Annotated in this window: 15 protein-coding genes; 3 read left to right on the top strand and 12 right to left on the bottom strand. The window is 53.7% G+C overall.

Going from position 1 to position 18,100, the window contains the following annotated elements; all coding sequences use genetic code 11:
• Positions 1 to 73: 73 nt before the first annotated feature.
• Genes L1P08_RS16270 through L1P08_RS16260 form a run of 3 tightly spaced genes read left to right on the top strand, consistent with a single transcriptional unit; the run spans position 74 to position 3,173 of the window.
• Entirely contained in the window at positions 74 to 757 is a 684-nt protein-coding gene (locus tag L1P08_RS16270) for a response regulator (RefSeq protein ID WP_303619631.1), read from the top strand.
• Positions 754 to 2,133: a sensor histidine kinase gene (locus L1P08_RS16265; RefSeq protein WP_303619630.1), complete on the top strand. Its 1,380-nt coding sequence runs from the start codon at positions 754 to 756 to the stop codon at positions 2,131 to 2,133. Before L1P08_RS16270 ends, L1P08_RS16265 begins: the two co-directional genes overlap by 4 nt.
• The gene (locus tag L1P08_RS16260) at positions 2,130 to 3,173 is read left to right on the top strand and encodes an ABC transporter substrate-binding protein (protein WP_303619629.1); all 1,044 of its coding nucleotides are present in this window, start codon (positions 2,130 to 2,132) and stop codon (positions 3,171 to 3,173) included. The genes L1P08_RS16265 and L1P08_RS16260 overlap by 4 nt, the downstream gene beginning before the upstream one ends.
• A 12-nt stretch (positions 3,174 to 3,185) precedes the next feature.
• On the opposite strand, the gene L1P08_RS16255 is transcribed toward L1P08_RS16260, so the two are convergent.
• From L1P08_RS16255 to L1P08_RS16200, 12 genes are all read right to left on the bottom strand, one after another.
• Positions 3,186 to 4,355 (bottom strand): glycosyltransferase family 4 protein, encoded by a 1,170-nt coding sequence (locus L1P08_RS16255; RefSeq protein WP_303619704.1) that lies wholly within the window; start codon positions 4,353 to 4,355, stop codon positions 3,186 to 3,188.
• Positions 4,301 to 6,265 (bottom strand): asparagine synthase (glutamine-hydrolyzing), encoded by a 1,965-nt coding sequence (gene asnB, locus L1P08_RS16250; RefSeq protein ID WP_303619628.1) that lies wholly within the window; start codon positions 6,263 to 6,265, stop codon positions 4,301 to 4,303. The genes L1P08_RS16255 and asnB (L1P08_RS16250) overlap by 55 nt, the downstream gene beginning before the upstream one ends.
• 91 nt (positions 6,266 to 6,356) lie before the next feature.
• Positions 6,357 to 7,502 carry a glycosyltransferase family 4 protein gene (locus L1P08_RS16245; RefSeq protein ID WP_303619627.1) on the bottom strand — a complete coding sequence of 382 codons (1,146 nt, stop codon included), beginning with the start codon at positions 7,500 to 7,502 and terminating at the stop codon, positions 6,357 to 6,359.
• An 8-nt stretch (positions 7,503 to 7,510) separates the two neighbouring features.
• Positions 7,511 to 8,131 (bottom strand): methyltransferase domain-containing protein, encoded by a 621-nt coding sequence (locus L1P08_RS16240; RefSeq protein ID WP_303619626.1) that lies wholly within the window; start codon positions 8,129 to 8,131, stop codon positions 7,511 to 7,513.
• Between the two features lie 153 nt (positions 8,132 to 8,284).
• Positions 8,285 to 9,502: a hypothetical protein gene (locus L1P08_RS16235; RefSeq protein ID WP_303619625.1), complete on the bottom strand. Its 1,218-nt coding sequence runs from the start codon at positions 9,500 to 9,502 to the stop codon at positions 8,285 to 8,287.
• Positions 9,503 to 9,617: 115 nt separating this feature from the next.
• On the bottom strand, positions 9,618 to 10,769 hold the full coding sequence (locus L1P08_RS16230; protein WP_303619624.1) for a glycosyltransferase family 4 protein: 1,152 nt from the start codon (positions 10,767 to 10,769) through the stop codon (positions 9,618 to 9,620).
• On the bottom strand, positions 10,766 to 11,602 hold the full coding sequence (locus L1P08_RS16225; RefSeq protein WP_303619623.1) for a DUF2334 domain-containing protein: 837 nt from the start codon (positions 11,600 to 11,602) through the stop codon (positions 10,766 to 10,768). The genes L1P08_RS16230 and L1P08_RS16225 overlap by 4 nt, the downstream gene beginning before the upstream one ends.
• Positions 11,599 to 13,344 (bottom strand): asparagine synthase (glutamine-hydrolyzing), encoded by a 1,746-nt coding sequence (gene asnB, locus L1P08_RS16220; RefSeq protein WP_303619622.1) that lies wholly within the window; start codon positions 13,342 to 13,344, stop codon positions 11,599 to 11,601. Before asnB (L1P08_RS16220) ends, L1P08_RS16225 begins: the two co-directional genes overlap by 4 nt.
• A 37-nt stretch (positions 13,345 to 13,381) precedes the next feature.
• Positions 13,382 to 14,650, bottom strand: coding sequence for a phenylacetate--CoA ligase family protein (locus L1P08_RS16215; protein WP_303619621.1), 1,269 nt, complete (start codon positions 14,648 to 14,650; stop codon positions 13,382 to 13,384).
• Positions 14,651 to 14,693: 43 nt separating this feature from the next.
• Positions 14,694 to 15,806, bottom strand: a complete 1,113-nt coding sequence (locus L1P08_RS16210) for a glycosyltransferase family 4 protein (protein ID WP_303619620.1) — start codon at positions 15,804 to 15,806, stop codon at positions 14,694 to 14,696.
• A 65-nt stretch (positions 15,807 to 15,871) separates the two neighbouring features.
• Positions 15,872 to 17,263 (bottom strand): capsular polysaccharide export protein, LipB/KpsS family, encoded by a 1,392-nt coding sequence (locus tag L1P08_RS16205; RefSeq protein WP_303619619.1) that lies wholly within the window; start codon positions 17,261 to 17,263, stop codon positions 15,872 to 15,874.
• Between the two features lie 135 nt (positions 17,264 to 17,398).
• Positions 17,399 to 18,070: a class I SAM-dependent methyltransferase gene (locus tag L1P08_RS16200; RefSeq protein WP_303619618.1), complete on the bottom strand. Its 672-nt coding sequence runs from the start codon at positions 18,068 to 18,070 to the stop codon at positions 17,399 to 17,401.
• Positions 18,071 to 18,100: the final 30 nt, after the last annotated feature.

Below are 18,100 nucleotides of genomic sequence, written 5' to 3'. Positions count from 1 at the left end.
ATTCGTGCCAAGGTCAGATCAACATAGGCCGCCAAGCTTTCATCAACCTGTCATGGCCTGAGGAGGAAACCGGTTGCGCATACTGGTTGTGGAAGACACCGAGGATGTCGCGGAAGCCATTCTGGCGCATTTTACCCGCCAGGGGCATGCCTGCGATCTTGCCGCGACGCTGGAAGATGCCAGCCATTATGCCGGAATCGACCCTTACGATCTGGTCATTCTCGACATTAACCTGCCCGATGGGTCAGGACTTGTATTCCTCAAGCAATTGCGCGCCGCCAAAAACGGCGTGCCCGTTCTCGTGCTGACCGCGCGCATGCAGGTGGAAGACAAGATCGATGCGCTTGATTTCGGTGCCGATGATTATCTGGTCAAGCCGTTTGACCTGCGCGAACTCGAAGCGCGGGCCCGCGCCATCACAAGGCGGCAGCACGGGGCCAGCGAAGCCGTGGTCAACGCGGGCAATCTGAGCTGCAATTTCGCTGCCCGCACCGTTTCTGTCGATATGGCGGAAGTCGAGTTGACCCGGCGCGAATTCATTCTTCTGGAAACCTTCATGGGCAATCTCAATCGCGTATTGCAAAAAGACGAACTTTATTCGCGGCTCTATGGGTTAACCGGCGAGGCAGGGCTGAATGCGGTTGAAGTCTATATCGCGCGGCTCCGGCGCAAACTGGGCAATGCGGATCTCGAGATCCGCACCCTGCGCGGCCTCGGATATCAGGCCATGATCAAAACCGACAGACCGCCGGCATGAACCCGCCCCTGCCCCTTTCAAGACGTCACCAGTCCGTGGCCTTCCGGCTGGGCACCGCCATGATGCTGATCCTTGTGCTGGTGGTGCTGGGCACAATCATCGCCGCCAATCGCTATGGGCAGGCGGCAGCCGACGAAACCTTTGACCGATTGTTGCGCGGCGCAGCCTTGCAGATTGCCGAACGCATCAGCGTGACCGATGGTATCGCTGATGTCGACCTGCCCGTCTCCGCTTTTGAACTGCTCTCGCTCGCGCGCACCGACCGGGTATTTTATCGCATTCTCGGCCCGCAGGGCGAAACCCTGACCGGCTATGCCGACCTGCCCCTGCCCGGCGACGGGCATGGCGGCGACACGATTTATCGCGCCCGGTATAAAGGGACCGATATCCGCGCCGTCTATTTAACCCGGCAATTGGCGGAGCGCTCGATCAGCGGCGCCGTCTCGGTTATTGTCGCCCAGACAACCGGTGAGCGCACCGCGCTTGCCAATTCCATCACCACCCAGGCCGTGCTGATCATTGCCATTGCCGGCATTGTATTGCTGTTTGTCGCCATGATCGTGGTGCGGATTGCCCTGCGCCCGCTGGCCCGGATTGAGCGGGCCATTCTGAGCCGCGACGTCAATGACCTGTCGCCGATCAATGTCCCCGCGCCCGAGGAAGTGGCCGTGCTCGTTGCCGCCATCAACCGGTTCATGCACCGGCTCGACCGCCGCATTGAAGCAATGCAGAATTTTGTCGCGGACGCGACCCACCAAATCCGCACCCCGATTACCGCCCTGCGGGCCCAGGCCCAGCTCGCCCTTGATGAGACCGACCCGGCAAAACTGGAGCGCCTGCACCGGCGGCTTTATGCCCGCAGCGTCGGGCTTGGGCGGCTGGCCGACCAATTGCTCAGCCATGCGCTGATTTCGCATCGCGCCGATTCCGCCGCGCTGCAGGAAATCGATCTCCGCCGCGTGGCCCTTGAAGCGGAACGGCAAACCCGCGCCGCCGCCGATGAAGCGATCAGTGTCGAACTGCCCCATGATGATGTCATGGTGCGCGGCGATCTGGTCAGCCTCCGCGAAGCGGTGAAAAACCTTTTGAACAATGCGGTCAAACATGGCGCTCATCCGGTGTCGCTCGTCGTGCAATCCACGCACGCCAATCGCGCCGCCATCCTTGTGCGCGACAAGGGCCCGGGCATTCCCCAGGCGCTGGCCGCCCATATTGGCGAACGCTTCACCTCGGACGGTATCGAACCCGAAAGCGCCGGGCTGGGGCTCTCCATTGTATCGGCGGTTGCCGCCTCGCACGGTGCGCGGCTGGTCCTGCACCATTTAGAGAATGGCGGCTTTGAAATCGGCCTCGAGTTTGAGGTAATGACGTCATGAAAGCACTCCTGCTCGCATTGTGTTTTCTGGGTCTCGCCCCGGCCATGGCCACAGAAACACGGCTGGCCGCCCTGCAGCCTGAAAGCGGGCAACTGACCATTGAAAGCACAACCGATCTGGTGATCTTTGAACCGATTATCCGGGCATTCCAACAGGTGCGCCCGGGTGTGACCATCACCTATCGTGAACTGACCACCAACGAGCTGAGTGCGCATATTGCGGCCGCTTGCGACAAGCGCGAATTCGTGGCCGACCTGATTGTCAGCTCTTCAATCGACCAGCAATTGAAACTGGTCAATGATGGCTGTGCCCGCTCTCCCGGGCCCGAGCTTGGTGCGGTCCTGCCCGACTGGGCCCGCTGGCGGGATGAATTATTCGGACTGACTTTTGAGCCGGCGGTGATTGTTTACAACAAGGCGTGGTTCGAGGGCCGGAAAATTCCCAAAAGCCGTTTCGACCTCATTGACCTGTTGCGCGACAGCGACGACTTTCGGGCCCGGGTCGGCAGCTATGATATCGAGGCCTCCGGGGTTGGCTATCTGTTCGCGTTTCAGGACGCGATCCAGGCCAGCACCTGGGGACGGCTTGTGGAAGGTTTGGGACGGAACGCCGCACAGCTTTTTTGCTGCACATCGGAAATTCTTGACCGGGTTGCCGATGGTCGCCTGCTGGTGGGATATAACGTTTTAGGGTCCTATGCCCTGTCCCATATCGAAGATGATCCGCGGCTCGGCATTGTCCTGCCCAATGATTATACGCTGATCATGGCCCGGGCCGGCTTCATCTCGCGGGATGCCACGTCGCCGGATCTGGCGCGGGCCTTTCTCGCCTTCATGCTGTCGGAACGCGGCCGCGAAATTCTCTCCGGCGAAGCCCGCCTGCTCTCCCCCATTGACGGCAGTGCCTTGATCGCCGAACTCGCCGGCGACCCCGACCCGCAAACCCTGCGCCCCATCACCCTCAGCCCCGCCCTCCTGGTCGGGCTCGATGCCGCCAAACGCCGGATTTTCCTACAACAATGGCGCGCCGCTTTGCCTTGAGGGGGAAGGCACTCAGTCCGTGAGGGTGTTATAGATATCGAGGTGGGTATTCACGACCCGATCGACACCAAATCGCTCATGCGCCAGCTTTCGCGCTGCTTGTCCCATCTCGATACGGCGCGCGGGATTTTCAACAAGCTCCGAGATGGCAGAGGCCAATGCTTGTGGATCACGGACAGGGACCAAGAGCCCCGTTTCATCGGGAATAATCGCGTCCCGGCAGCCGGGGTGATCTGTTGTCACAATCGCGCGGCCGGCAGCTGCGGCCTCCAGCAGAACCTTGGGCAAACCTTCACCATAGCTGGATGGCAAAGTCACGATATTGGCGCCAGCGAACAGGTCAGGAATATCTGAACGAAAGCCGAGAAACTCGACGCATTTCTCTTCCCGCCACCTTTCCAGAACGGCCTCATCAATAGAGCCCGGGCCATCTGTTTCACCAGCCACCTGGCATCGCACTTCAACGCCGCGCTCCTTCAGAATTCTCGCGGCATCGACGAAAATATCTATGCCCTTGTCCTGCACCAGGCGGGATGCCAGAACCACTGTCGGTATACCGGCTGGTTCCGGGGTCTCTGGATATTTTGAAAGATCGACACCAGACCCCGGGATCATGACCACATCGTCAGGGGCCATGTGCACATATCCATTGATTGTGTCGAAATCCGCCGAATTCTGGAATATCGCCCGAAACTTTGGATGGACAAATGCCCGGCGATACAAAAACACCACAATCGCCCGACGCAACGCCGCCAAGCCGCCTCGCGCTGTAAATGCCGGGCCCAAACCCGTTACCGCGGCGACCACTGAAGTAACCCCGCACAGCCGCGCCGCAATGCCTCCATAAAGAACAGGCTTGATTGTAATCAAATGAACCAGCGACGGTCGAAGCTTTCGCATCAAACCAACGAGAACAGCAAGCGTATGAAGTTCCTCAAATGGATTGCCACCACGGCGGTTCAACGGAATTTCGTGATAAAACAACCCGCTTTCTTTGATCTTTTCGACTGCGGCACCAGCACGCGTTGCGACATGGACTTCATAACCGGCACCTCGGGCCGCAAGCGCAATTGGCAGACGATGTGACACAAACGTGGAAGGTTCGTTCACGACAAAGAGAAGACGATTCAAGAAACACTCTCCAACCAAGATTGAAACATCAGAACATTCCACAAGTGATATTGCCAATTGCGTTCGCCCGACAGATGTTCGCGCCATTTTCGGGAAATTGCCGAAGCGTTCAACAAACCTTGCCTGGAAAGACGCGTTTCATCCAACAAATCCCCCCCCCATTCGCGCAAGGGACCGCGTAGCCACTGACCTACGGGAGCTGAAAACCCCATCTTGGGGCGATCAAAAAGCGTATCGGGCACATAGCGGCCCAACAGGTTTTTGAGGATGACCTTTCCACGATTACCCTCCACTTTCATGGATAGCGGCAAGCTCAAGGCAAATGACAGCAGCTCAGGGCTTAAAAAGGGTGCCCGGGTTTCCAGGCTGACGCTCATTGACGCCCGATCGACTTTCGCAAGAATATCATCCGGCAGGTAATATCGCATGTCCTGGTGCATCATGTGGTCGAGAAATTCACCTGCTGCCAGTGAAACAGATTCAAGATCACGCTCGCCTGCACGCTCACCAATCACAATTTGCTCAGCGGCCCAATATCCCATCAATTGGCTATACAATTGTTGTGGGCTCGACGCTGTCACCAAGTCAGCCAACTTGTTTACCCTGTCGCCCAACAAATGCCGGTCCTGGCTTTTGCCGCGCATCTGATCAAAAGATTTCCCGGCCTGATTGATCAGGCCGACGGGCAGTGCGCCCATTCCAAAGGCGACAGCTTCCCTCAGAACAGGCGGGGCTTTGCTCAGATTATTCCAAAGATTCCGGGCCAAAACATAACGGCCATAGCCGCCAAACAACTCGTCCGCACCGTCACCGGAAAGGGCGACGGTTACATTCTCTCGCGCAACTTTCGAGACCATTATTGTTGGTATTTGCGACGGGTCCGAAAACGGCTCATCAAAAACTTGCGGCAATCCGGGGACAATATCGAGAGCATCTTTTTCGGTTACAAAAACCTCGGTGTGGTCGGTTCCCAAATGCTGGGCAACCGACATGGCAAAACCGGCTTCGTTAAACGCGGGGTTTTCAAACCCGATCGTGAATGTGCGCACAGGTTTTGTGGAATGCGCCTGCATCAACGCCGTCACCAGGCTGGAATCGACACCCCCTGACAAAAATGCCCCTAAAGGCGCATCAGATATCATTTGCTGGTTGACTGACCGGGCAAGCAGTTCCTGCAAACGATCTGTAGCTTCTTCGAGTTCCCCCTCGAACGGCGCCCTTCTGCCATATTCTGCCACCTCATCCAGCGACCAGTATCTGGTTGGCCGGAACTGGTCGAGCAGCGCCTGGGAGGCTCCCCCGGGGAGAGTCAGAAAAGAGCCGGCAGGAAGTTTTTCAATCCCCTCATAGATTGAGTACGGCGCCGGAATATAACCATGCCGGAGTTGCAGCCCCAGCGCCTTGCGATTGATGCCCCCGTTGAAACATTCGTGCGCTTTGATGGCTTTAAGTTCGGAGGCAAAAAGGAAGACGCCGTTCTGCCATCCAAAATACAATGGTTTCTCGCCAACCCGGTCTCTTGCAAGGGTCACCTCACACCGTTCCCGATCCCAGAGCGCAAACGCGAACATCCCAACCAGCTTTTCCAACGTTGCCAAGACACCCCAGCACTCAATGGCTGCGAGCAGGGTTTCCGTATCCGAATGACCGCGCCATTCCGGGTGACCGCCGGTCGCTTTAGCCAGTTCGGCGCGTATGTCGGCATGATTATAAATCTCGCCATTATAAGCGATAATATAACGCCCGCTCGGCGATATCATGGGCTGATGCCCGGCTTCTGAAAGGTCGATAACAGATAGCCGTCGATGGGCCAGTCCTATGTGCTGATCAGCATCAACCCATATCCCGGAATCATCGGGCCCACGATGGCGGACCGCCTCACTCATTACCGCAAGTTGCGTTTGTGGATCACCATCTAGCCCACTGACAGGCTCTCCAAGGAATCCCGCAAAACCACACATTCTTGCCCGCCTCTCTGGCTACCAAACTTGTTGGCAAATTGAATATTCGCTTCGGAACAGAGCCTGCCGCAAGGCGCAGGTCTCGCTCTATCTAAGCACCGAACCAAACCTCGTGAAATCCATCCGCCATACGTTGCAGGGTGAACCGTTCGGACACATATGCTCTAGAGGCAAATTTACGCTGTTCCCACAATGCCGGATCCGATTTCAGGGTCAACGCTGCGCCGATTGCTGCCGCCAGTGCTTGGCTGTCTCTTACCGGCACCACCCAACCATTATCCCCGACAATAAAAGCGGCATCGCCTATATCGGTTACAACACACGGGGTACCACACGCCATGGCCTCCGCGACAACGTTGGGAAAGGCCTCGCCATGGGATGACGATAAAACATGCAAATCAATTGCGTTCATGATTGCGGGTGTATCTGATCGGCGTCCCAACAAATGGACGGCGCTTTCCAAGTCAGCTTCACCTATCATTTTCGCAAGGGTGTCATTCTCCGGCACACACCCCTCGCCGACCAAAACGAGTTCCAGATCATGATACCTAGAGCGAACCTGGGCAAAGGCTGCCAGAAGATTTGCATGATCTTTTTGAGGGTGCCACCGCCCGACCAGGCCGACCAGCGGCACGTCCGGCGCAATGCCCAAACTCGCGCGCACGGCGCTACGGGACTGCGCGTCCGGGGCAAATTTCGTTGTATCAAAACCGTTAGGCACGACCGAAAACTTGGACTGATCATATCCATCCCGCACATGCACATCAACGGCACGCGTTGCACAGGCGATGATTTTTCGAGGTAACCAGCGAGAACTGAGAGCACCGATCTTGTTTACCAGCCGGGTGGTGAAACTGGTGTGCGCGGGATCAAAATCCGAATGCCGTATACCCCAGACGAGATTCGCACAGCCTCCAAGCCGGGCAATCAATCCCCCCAATAAATTGGCATGGTACATCCAGGTTTGAACCGCATCCGGCGCCTGATTGCGAACGATTTGATATAGCTGCCACAGCGCCCCGAAAGTCAGAACACTGCGCCGCATATTCAAACAAAATACCTGAACGCCGGCATCTTCCAATAGCGGCCCGTATTTGCCGGCCCCCATAAGTGAAACAACGATATGTTCAACATCCTCGCGCGGTGTGGTGCATAGACGAAACAACGCACCTTGCGCCCCACCATCTGCCAGATCATTGCTGATATGCAGCACTTTGCGCGCCGTCGCAGAACCCACGGGTTTTCTCATTTAGCAGCCTCGAGCCAGTAGCCACTCGGGCAATCCTTGCTCGGTGTACAAATTCCCGGCAGCGCCAAAAGGTGGTTCAGAATTCGCAATGCGGCCAGAGGACGCGCAGCAGTCGTAATGATATCCGAAATCACATGGAGGCGACCGCTCACCTCCTGAACTGAAATATTATCAAAAGCATCAAACAGCTCTTTGAGACCACCAGCCGTGAACCGGGTGAAATCGTAAGGGTCACCGTGCACCCTGTACATAAAAGGGATGGACACGAAAATCCTGCCGCCGGGCCTCAGGACCCGGAATATTTCGGCAACCGCCTCTTGAGGTGACCGCAAATGTTCGATCACCTCAATTGCGACCACGGCATCAAAAGACCCGTCCTCAAAAGGCAGGTCGTGCACATCGGCAACCAGGTCAATGTTTCCGTATTCATCACTAATGTCGGTGCGGCATACCGATTTCGCCTGGCTGAGCAGATAGCCATAAGGATCGTGCCCCGCTCCCACAACCAGCACATCACCATGCGCCTCCCTCAGACGTCGATTGATAATCCTCTCGACCAACAGCCTATGCGCGGTCGGGAAAACCTTCCTGTACAGGCTTGCAGGGTTACTCGGCATAAAGGCTCTCTATAAGCATGAAATTCAGGGCAAATTCCGCGAGGTAATACATAAGCCCTTTCCTCTAGCAGGCCTGAGCATCAGGGGCCACGCAAAGCAGAATATCTTCCGCTGTTTTCTGACCATCAAAAGACCGCCCCGATAAGGCAGGCTCTAACCTCTTACTGCCGCTGGGCTATCTTCAGCTCTCGCTTTAATTGATGGATTTGAAACGGTCTCAGCATGTTTTGAAAAAATATAACCAATAAATCCAAACAGAAAAAAACTGATGGGCGGTTGAGCTCCGCCATTCGATACAAGGGCAGCAAGGAGAATACCGAACAATGCTGCAGCGATATATCCTGCGTTGGGCCAGTACCGGCTAATCCATATTGGTTTCAACAATAGCCAGACAAACACAAGAAAATACGGCAACCCATAGAAGGGGATAAGCCGAAGTAACCAGCTCTCATAGGATAAATTTCCCGTCCCGAAATGCTGCGTCATCGCCTCTTTGAATATTTGAACAGTACCCCCCAGGTCTCCAACAACCCAGGTTAGAGGAGTGGATATGATGGCCACCACGGCATAAATTAATGCCAGCGGCTTGTAATATGCAGAATGCACACCTGTAACAAATCCATAACACCACAAAGAAACCACAGAAACCAACAACAAAACAGTATATATCAAGTATTTATATTTTCTAATATTTCCATGCATTATAGAATTTGCAATCAACATGAAAAATATTGCCGCCGCTATTGCAATAGAAGATTTTGCCATCGGGAGAAACAGCAGAGATATTATCGGCAAGGCAGCAAGAAGGCTGATGCCTTTACGCGGCATCAGTGCCAAGAACGCAAATACCGCAAAAACCCCAAAACACCCCAGGGCCAGAGGTGTATTGAAAACGCCGCTGGCGCGCGGGGAGGCATATCCCACTGCTTGGCCTTGATAAGCAGCAAGCGGCACCGGCGGCACCCAGGGCGGTCCGGGCATGTGGTCCACTTCCGGGACTAAAACCGGGGCCGAGACCTGCGCGCGCACTCTTTCAAGATTAGCGTAACCCTCAACCACTTGCGGTACCGAGAAGGTCAGGTTCACCAACGAAAAATAGACGATGCCTACCAGCAGAATTTTTTTCATCACATGGGATGGAATAAAATAGGAAATAAAAAACACGACAATCCAGACCATGCCAGGTTGCCAGGCATCCGGCACACCCAAATAGGTCTTTGTAACCACCAATCCGACAGTCCAGACGACAACCCCTGCAACAACCCAGAGTGACCGGGGCATGCCTTTGAGGAGCACAAGGGCTGCTGCCAAAACAATCCCAACGCAAAGAATAAAAAGCCAGCTACCTGACGGCAACGTCATGAACTGCACAAGATATCCATCAAATGTAAGAGGACCCGAACGTCGGGACACCACATATGTGGGCGCCAGGATAAACAGAGCGGCCAGATAAAAAGCACCGGACTTTTGCGCCAAAGCATAATAATTATGGGGTATTGGATATTTCCTCTATTCTTTCGGCCGCGCTCGCCCAGTTGAACTCGGACTTTATTTCTTGTCTTAAACTCTCCCGGTCAAAATTGCATTCGCCTGTCGCAATTTTCACAAGGGATGCAGCAAATGAATCTGCGTCGCCTGCCGGCACAAGAAAGCCGTTAATCTCATTTTTCACGATGTCCGGCACACCGCCTACAGCCGTTGCCACACACGGTGTTCCACAACTGAGAGATTCAATAAGCACATTCGGGAAATTATCGTAATGGGACGTCAAAACCGTACAATCGGCCAGGTTATAGAGCACTGCAAGTTGCGACTTTTCCTGATGCCCCAGGAATGTAACATAACCAGAAATGCCCGATCGCTTCGTAACCTCCTGCAACCTTGCCCCCTCAGGGCCGGTGCCAGCCAGAAGCAGATGTCCGACCACACCAGATTCAATCAGCTTTTTCCAGCTTTCAAGCAACAGATCGATATTCTTGATGGCAATTAGCCGACCAGAATAAAGCGCAATAAACTGATCACCCGGGATCTCCAGCTCCGCACGCGTCCGCGCGATCACATCGGCGGGGACGGCATCAAATTCGAAAACTCCTACATTTACAAAATGCAGGTTTGCCAAACCATGAACCTCCTTGATCTGACGATAGGCCGCTCCATTGGCGATTACGCCCTTTGAGCGGCTGGCAAAAAACTTGTCATAGCCATTTGCGATAGGCCCGGGCATCCGGACAAATGCGTTCTTGCGCAGAAGGTTCGTTACCAGAAATGTTAGCAGTGGCAGGGCGCAGGAGATGACCACCCATTCCTCATCCCGGCGCCGGCAGAGCCGGAGGAAAACCTGAAGCTCAAAAATTGCCTGACCCAAAACCCTCGGAACACCGCGTATGCCGCGCAGACGACGTGTAAACGCATACCGATGCATCCAGGAGGTTATGGGATAGAGCCAGGGCGACCGAATTGAATGCACACGACCAAATTGCGCCGGCGCTTCCAGACTTGGTGCGCCGAAAAGAGGCTTCAGAGAGTATAACTCCGTAGAATGCCCGGCCTGATTCAGTGAACTTGAAATATTGACATCAAAATTCTCACCGCCCCCGCGGAACATCAGCATGCCGATATTTGCAAATATAAACTTCAAAGCCTCAGATCCTTCGCCAGAACAGGGGTCACATCAAGACTGGATGCATAATCCAGAAACGCGCGAAGCAGGTCGTACTGGCTGCCAATACCGGCTTGCGGACTCAGTGAGGCGTGCTCCCAGTAATGGGTCGCCAGAACGAACGGGTGGCCCCGTTCGACACAATGCTTCAGCGCATTTTTGAGTTGTTCCAGCCGGGTATTGGGTGTCAGCGCGAAACCGCCCAACTCCCAACGAGCAGGCCAGACCAATGGCGAGGTCATGTCGTGCTTATCCAAAGCAAAACTAAGGCCTCTGCGAAGCCGGGCACTTTGATGCTTCCAGGAAAACAAAGGGCGCGTATTGGCTCTCAACCCCGGCCAGTTTAGCAGGCTCCATCCCTCACTGATCAGGATCGAGGCGACACGTGGGCTCATCGTATTGCTGGGGGGCACAAATATGTCGATATCCGTGCCGAAAACATCGTCGAGATAGGCTTTGGCCCGGCGCAACTCATCCCGAAAGTTACCCGGAAATTCCGTGAGCTCCGGTATCATGCGGTTACGCCTTATCGCGTATGTATGATGAATACCGTGCAACGCAATATCAACATGATCGCGCGATATCAGCTCCCGGATAAAGGCCACCAGATCCGTGTTCTCCGCAATCGGAAATGCATCAGTAGTATGCCAGTATTTTAAAGGAACATGACCTGCAAAGGCCCCCTTTTGCCAGGGGACGGCCGCGAAGGTAACCGGAAAACTCTGCCAGATATCACCATAAACGGACTGAAGTTCCTCCGGATCTGTAAAAAAGCACAGATCGTCGTCGCGAATTACAAATTGAGTGGTCACAGCAGGCTTTCGCAGATTTTTTCGAGTGACTTGAAACGCAATACCTTTGCGTATTGGCCACGTTCCAGTAATCGGCCGACAACGGTTTTTGTCGGAATGTATTTATCAAGCTGGGGCCAGTTCTCAACACCCGTCTCGCGGACATAACGCTCGGCATAATCGATCGTGAAGCCGGTCTTGGCTTTATGTCGAGATCTTGCAGGGAGAACCGGCGCCGCAACCCGTCGCAGTACACGCTTCTGCTCGGTCAGCGAAATCTTGAATGACAGGGGGATATTAAGCGCAAACCGTATCACATCGATATCGAGAAACGGCAAACGCATCTCCACGCCGGAGGCCATCGACATGCGGTCGGCGCGCGACAATAGCGGTACCAGGTAATGGCTCAGTTCACTCGCCAGAAATGCCTGCATGGACCGCTGTGAGCTGGAGCGGACAAACCCATAGCGCTCAGAAAGTGTGGTCATTCTGTCGCGATTGAGGATGTGCTGAACCGTGGGTTCCATACCGCCCCCCTTGTTGCCTCCTCTTGCATAGACAAGCGCCTGCAACAAGCGCGTGGGCACCCAGCCCATCCCCTTGTTCAGCAGGTCAGCGGCGTAATATTGTCGATGCTGGGGATAGCCTCCAAATAGCTCATCGGCACCTTCTCCCCCAAGAACAACCTTGAAACCTTTCGCGCGCGCCAGCCGCGCCACAAGCAAAATCCCTGTCGCATTGGTATGAACCAGCGGATATTCCCAATGCGTGACCGTCTCGTCAAAAAGCTCACAAAAAACCTTGTAGTCGATCTGGTCGACGGACATGTCCACATTCAACATCCGGCGAAGCGCTTCCGCGTCGTCAAGCTCGGAATTATCAACCGAATTTATATGTAAAAGATCATACCGCCCGTGCCGGTTCGCAAGTGCCGCGATCAGAGAGGAATCCACCCCGCCTGATGCGATAATGCCAACAGGGACGTCGGAAATAAGCCGCTTGCGGACCGACGCATCCATGAGCCCCGCGAGCTCTTCAGTACAGGCATCCAGGCCATTTGCCGCGCGGGCCCGATAAGCCTGTTCATCAATCAGGTCCGCTAAATCGAAGTATTTACTTTCCTGAAAACTAAACGTGTCCAACCGAAAGGTAAAACTGCACCCCGCCCCGAGGCTTTTAACGCCCTGGAGCATGGACTCGCCATCATAGAAACTAAAATTAAGAATATTATCAAGTATACGCGTATCGAGGGAAATATTAATCCCGAAGTGTCGAAAAGCTGTTAGCTCTGACCCGAAATAAAACCGCTTCTCAGATTTTGAAAAATGATAAAATAACGGCTTCTTTCCCAGTCTGTCCCGGGCGCCGAACAAAACCTGCTTTTGCTTGTCGAAGATCACAAAGGCGAACATGCCGTCCAGCTGTTCAAGCATTTTATCACCCTTGACGGCATAGAGCCGGGCAATCACTTCAGCTTCACTTTTTGTCCTGAAAGGGGCCGCTTTGCCGAGTTCTGCCCGCAGATCGAGATAGTTATAAATCTCGCCGTTAAAGGTTACACAAAGCCCCGTCAAAGGATCGATGAATGGTTGATTGGCCTGCGATGAAAGATCATTTATCGCCAGCCGGGTGTGCCCGAACCGCACATCACCATCAGACCAAATTCCCGTGTGATCTGGCCCCCTGTGCTCTAATGAACGCACAGCTCTCGCAAAATCGTCTTCGCCGAGCGACGCGCTGACACTTCCAATGATACCGCACATAATAGTTTATTCCTGACGGAGGGTGTTGGCGTTGCTTCTACGACGGTATTTCACATTTTACATATTGATGTTTTCCCGACATCGTTTTTTCTATTTCGTCAACGATCTGCCAATCAACCTTGATGTCATCGCGTAGTGCCTTTTTCATTTTCGACTCTATGGCGCGCATGGTCTCCAGCGTCACGCTGGCGCCAGACCTCGGCACATATTTTACCGTGTAGAGGTCATAATCTTTCTGCAACACCTGAAAACTTAGAATCTCATCTATGTAGAAAAACAGTGTAATAACATATTGCGCATGCACCCTGGAGTCAGGACTCGTGATAAAATAATCAAATACCCTGCCACTTAAATTATGCAATACAGGCAGATTGTTATCAGAGTAAGTAATATTGTCCGCCTGATCCATTATTTTATATCGAATAAGCGGCATTATATGATTGTGTAGGTTCGTGACTAATATCTCGCCATCAACCACCTCAACAATATTGTTGAACGCCATGATAACGCGACCGTCGACACCAGGCACCTCACCGGCGATAGCGCTATTTTCGCGTGACCCGTAAAAATCATAAACAGGTGCACCAAAAGCGCGCTCGATAATTGCGCGTTGCTCCGGGTAAACCATAGCCGTGCGCGTATTGACCAATTTGGGCTGGTGGACGCTCAGCCCTTCTTTCTCAACAAAGCAGGCCAGATCGAATATTGAGTTTGCATACCCTTTCAGGATTTCCGGCTTGAATGCATTCATCTTCCGAACAGTATCGGCCATTTCAGCCTCACCGAATCGAAAGGCATTTACGAAAGCCATATTGCCCAGCTTGTTCTTCAAACGGGATTTCAAAGAGCGGGTATTTTTCTCAAAATCCTCTACCGAACCCCAAATGTCCATTTTGCGGGATTTCGACCAATCGCAGCCGAGCATGTCACGAAAATAATAATGCATGCTCGCCCCAACCCAGCGTTGGTACTCTGCATCCTGCAAGAGGCGAACTGGCTCCCCCGTCGAGCCACCTGAACTGTTTTCCCAATAAGTGTAGGACTGGGCATTGCGCGATTTCAGCGCGCCGTTCGCCGACCGAATGATTTCTTTCGTCATGATCGGCAGCCGGGCAATGTCCTTTATGCCGACGACCTCTATGTCACGGTAGAATGGCACCGTATCCTTGGCGTGCCTCAGAATGCGATTGAAATGATGCGCGGCCAACTCTTCAAACTGGTGTTCGTTTGCCTTTATCTCGCGATAAGCCGCCATCACTCCCGGATTATTGAGACGCCATAGCCATGCTGAAAATTGACGGTTCATAATGAAGCTCTCATACGGTCCGCTGGCGCACCAGGATTGAAACTCAGATTTTTTTCAGCTCAGCAACAAGCGCGCTGATGATATTCTTGCTCTTGTAAACTGCGGCGGTGTCATATGCTGCCTGCGAAAGACGGGCATAGTCCTCTGGCGTTACATTCAGAAAACGCTCAATTCCCTCCGCAACGCTTGCAACGGTCGGGCGCACGACAAAACCATTCCCGCCATCATCAGCCAGGTCAGCGAGATTATCGAGGTCAGTGGTGATAATCGGCAAGGACGCCGCCATTGCCTCAACCCAAACGCGACCAAAGGTTTCCATTTCGCCCGCCGAGGGCAATATAAAACAGTGAGACTGGCGATAGAGCGCCGCCAGTTCGTCAAAATCAACATGGCCGAGAAAACGTACTTTTGTAAGCTCCAGCTTCGCCGCCAGCGCTTTCCATTCCACCAATGCGGCACCTTCCCCCGCGTACCAGAATTCTGCGACCTCACGCCGATGTTTTTTTGCCAGCATTGCCAGAGCTTCAAGGACCAGTCCCACGCCTTTTTCGGGAGAGGCTCGTCCGGCAGAAAAAAGTACGGGAACTTCTGGCAACGTCCGTGAAGTGTCGGCGGGTGCAGCAAAAAAACTGGCTGGAATGGGGCGGCCGAGCGCCCGGATTTTATCAACAATGTCCGGGCGTTTCGAGGCCAGCTTGCGCTTGGTGGTATTTGACACAAACAGAAGCGAAAGAGAACGATAACCGCGCGCAATCAACCAGGCGTGAAGCTTGCCTTTCAAGTGGGTATTTGCACGCGTGAGGATCGATCCGCTGTTCACCCCGATAATCGGGATCTTCCGGCTGACAGGAAACGGATACATGCCGATGGCGCGAACGGGCCCTTCGTCCAACAAAAGAATATAATCGGGCTTATACGCTTTAGCGCGCGCGATCATCAGCCGCACGGTTCTGAAATGGCCAATCAGATCGGTCGGCGAGAATGGATGATCGCGTTGCTCGGCACCCCTGTCCCCGGTTATGCCCGCAGGTCGCCCCAGGACATTGACCTCGACCTCAACGCCGGCTTCCCGCAACCCCTCCACGACCAGCCCGTTTGAAACCTGCATTCCCCCAAGTTCCGGCGGAAAGAATTGGGTGATCACGAGAATTTTCATATCTAAACCAAACTTGCAGTGTGCGTTGAACAGCGTCCGAACCTAGTGCGAGGCGTCCATGACGCCTAAACTCTTTCGAGCTCTGCAACGATAGCGTCGCGAATGGTGTTGACATTTTTATCTGACAATATCGAGTCGGGATCCAGCATAGGCTCGATGAACCGGCAATTTACGGCACGAGTCATGATTGCGCCGATATAGCGGCGCAATTCTGTCTCATCGTGTTGATAGTCATTAAGAGCATGACGGATGATATCGGCCCAGCCAGTGGGGGCAACGTCGCCAGCCTGAATCGTCAGAGGGCATTGATTATAAATGGTCGCGCCCAGCGTGATCACGGGTTTCTTGAGCACCAAAGCTTCCCAGCCCGCAGTGCCGGTGATTGTAAACACCAGGTCGGCATTTTTGATCACCGAAAAATTATTGGTGAACGGTTCGATCAACTCGACATTGAATATTTGCTTGATGCTTTCGTAATAGGACTTCGGGCGCCGGCCCAACATCTGCGGATGCTCCTTCACGACGAGCTTCATGTTCGCCGGAAGCGATTTCGATATATTTTCAACGACGGAAATCTGGTTCAAATAGAACGGAGCGAGCGTCATGGTGCTCCCCTCCGGTTGCAAATGCAGAGGGAAATATACGTACTTCACATCCGGAGAAAACGTCGCCCAGCCGCGCCATCTTTTCATATACTGGCGGTTTATTTTAGGTTTGAGTTCTCGCCATGCTTTTACGAATGGGTTTAATTTGGTGTGGTCTTTTGCGTAGACCTTCGAAATCCAGTATCTGTAGCTATAGCGAAATATTCGCCTGGCTTGCCCCCAGTCAAAGTCAGCAATCTTGCTAAGCGTGACTTCATAGCTTGGGCGCTCCGGCGCTGTACGGAATCGGGTGAGATAATCATCTATTTTAGCGATCAGTTCAGGCGCCGGCTCACCCTGATTTGTCATGGCATCTTCAAGCCAATCGATATCATCAAGAGCAGAATATCCTGGGACATGCAGGTCATCAATCCGCGTATTGACCAGCCGCATGATCGGGATTCCCATCCGGCGCGCAACATAATGGCCCACCAAATGCGGCATTGAAGCATAGGCAGACGTCAAAATAAAATCCGGTTTCGAGGTTGCATACAAGCCTTCATAGAAATCGAAGGCCGCAATCAATCGGCGGCAGCTAGCGGCGTAATCTGACTTGATCCAGTTTCGGTCAGCCCAGACGAACCTGTTAAGACTGGGAAGCCTATAGGTCTCCTCCAGTTCAGCGAGCCGCTCCCAGTTCACCGGCGCATCCTCCGGCAGATTTTCAAGCGCATCCTGCAACAACCACCGCTGAGAGAACACCTGCTCTTCGTGACTGTCCAGTTCCTGCCAAAAATTGCGGCCGACCACGAGCGCATGCGCGTCCGATATTATCTTGTCCGCCTTTAGGCTCCGCGCAATCCGATCCCACATCAACGTGAAATCCCAATCGCATATGAACAATATACGCAATATTCCAGCCTTTTTATTTCGAGTCTTGGTGTGCAGGACGCCGGTCAAACCGGACGAACACGATGCATCAATACGAAGCCGATGTCTAAACGGGTTCTACGATTTTACCGCAACAAAATGCCACCAGGCAATCTTGTTACCCGGACCCGGGACAAACGTCTCCAGGGTTTTGTGTTCGAGCCGAACAATCTCAAATCCGGCATCGCCAAGCAAACCCTCAAGGTGTGGCCGATCAAAGAAATGAATATTTCCCAGCCCGCACAAATGACTGTCAGCCGGGAGGTTTGTTCTTGTATGGCTATCGACCTGATCGCCTCGCCCGGAGTCAGCGTGCTCTGAAGAGAACCAGTCGATTCCTATGAATTTGCCCCCCGTGCGCAGCTTATCGGCAGCCAGCCGCAAGCCATGAGAAATTGAAGACGTCGTATTGTGTATCAACGAGGCGCGGTCGACAATGACATCAAACTCTTGCGCAAACGGCAGGCTTTTCGTGAAATCACCTTCAATTATGGTTTCCTGCAACTGCGGAAATTTTTCATGCAGCATTTTCACGATCGTGCCGCTGCCCTCAACAGAGTGGTAGTTAAAGCCCATATCGAGAAAAAGCGGTATGTTCGCGCCCGCGCCGCAGCCCAGTTCCAGCACTTCATTGCCTTCATTTCGCGGATGCGCGTACCGGTGAATATATGTGACCAGATCGGTCCAGGGCCAAATGCTCATTTGCGTATTGGCTTGGTACCGCTCTTCCCATTCTTTGGAAAAATTCATTCTGCCTCCGAGTGCATCTGAGGTGCCAAT

This window comes from Mariluticola halotolerans (genome assembly GCF_021611515.1).
In the GTDB taxonomy this organism is placed as follows: domain Bacteria; phylum Pseudomonadota; class Alphaproteobacteria; order Rhizobiales; family Devosiaceae; genus Mariluticola; species Mariluticola halotolerans.
Note: the sequence above shows the minus strand (reverse complement) of the source record. Positions and strands in the feature narration are given on the sequence as shown.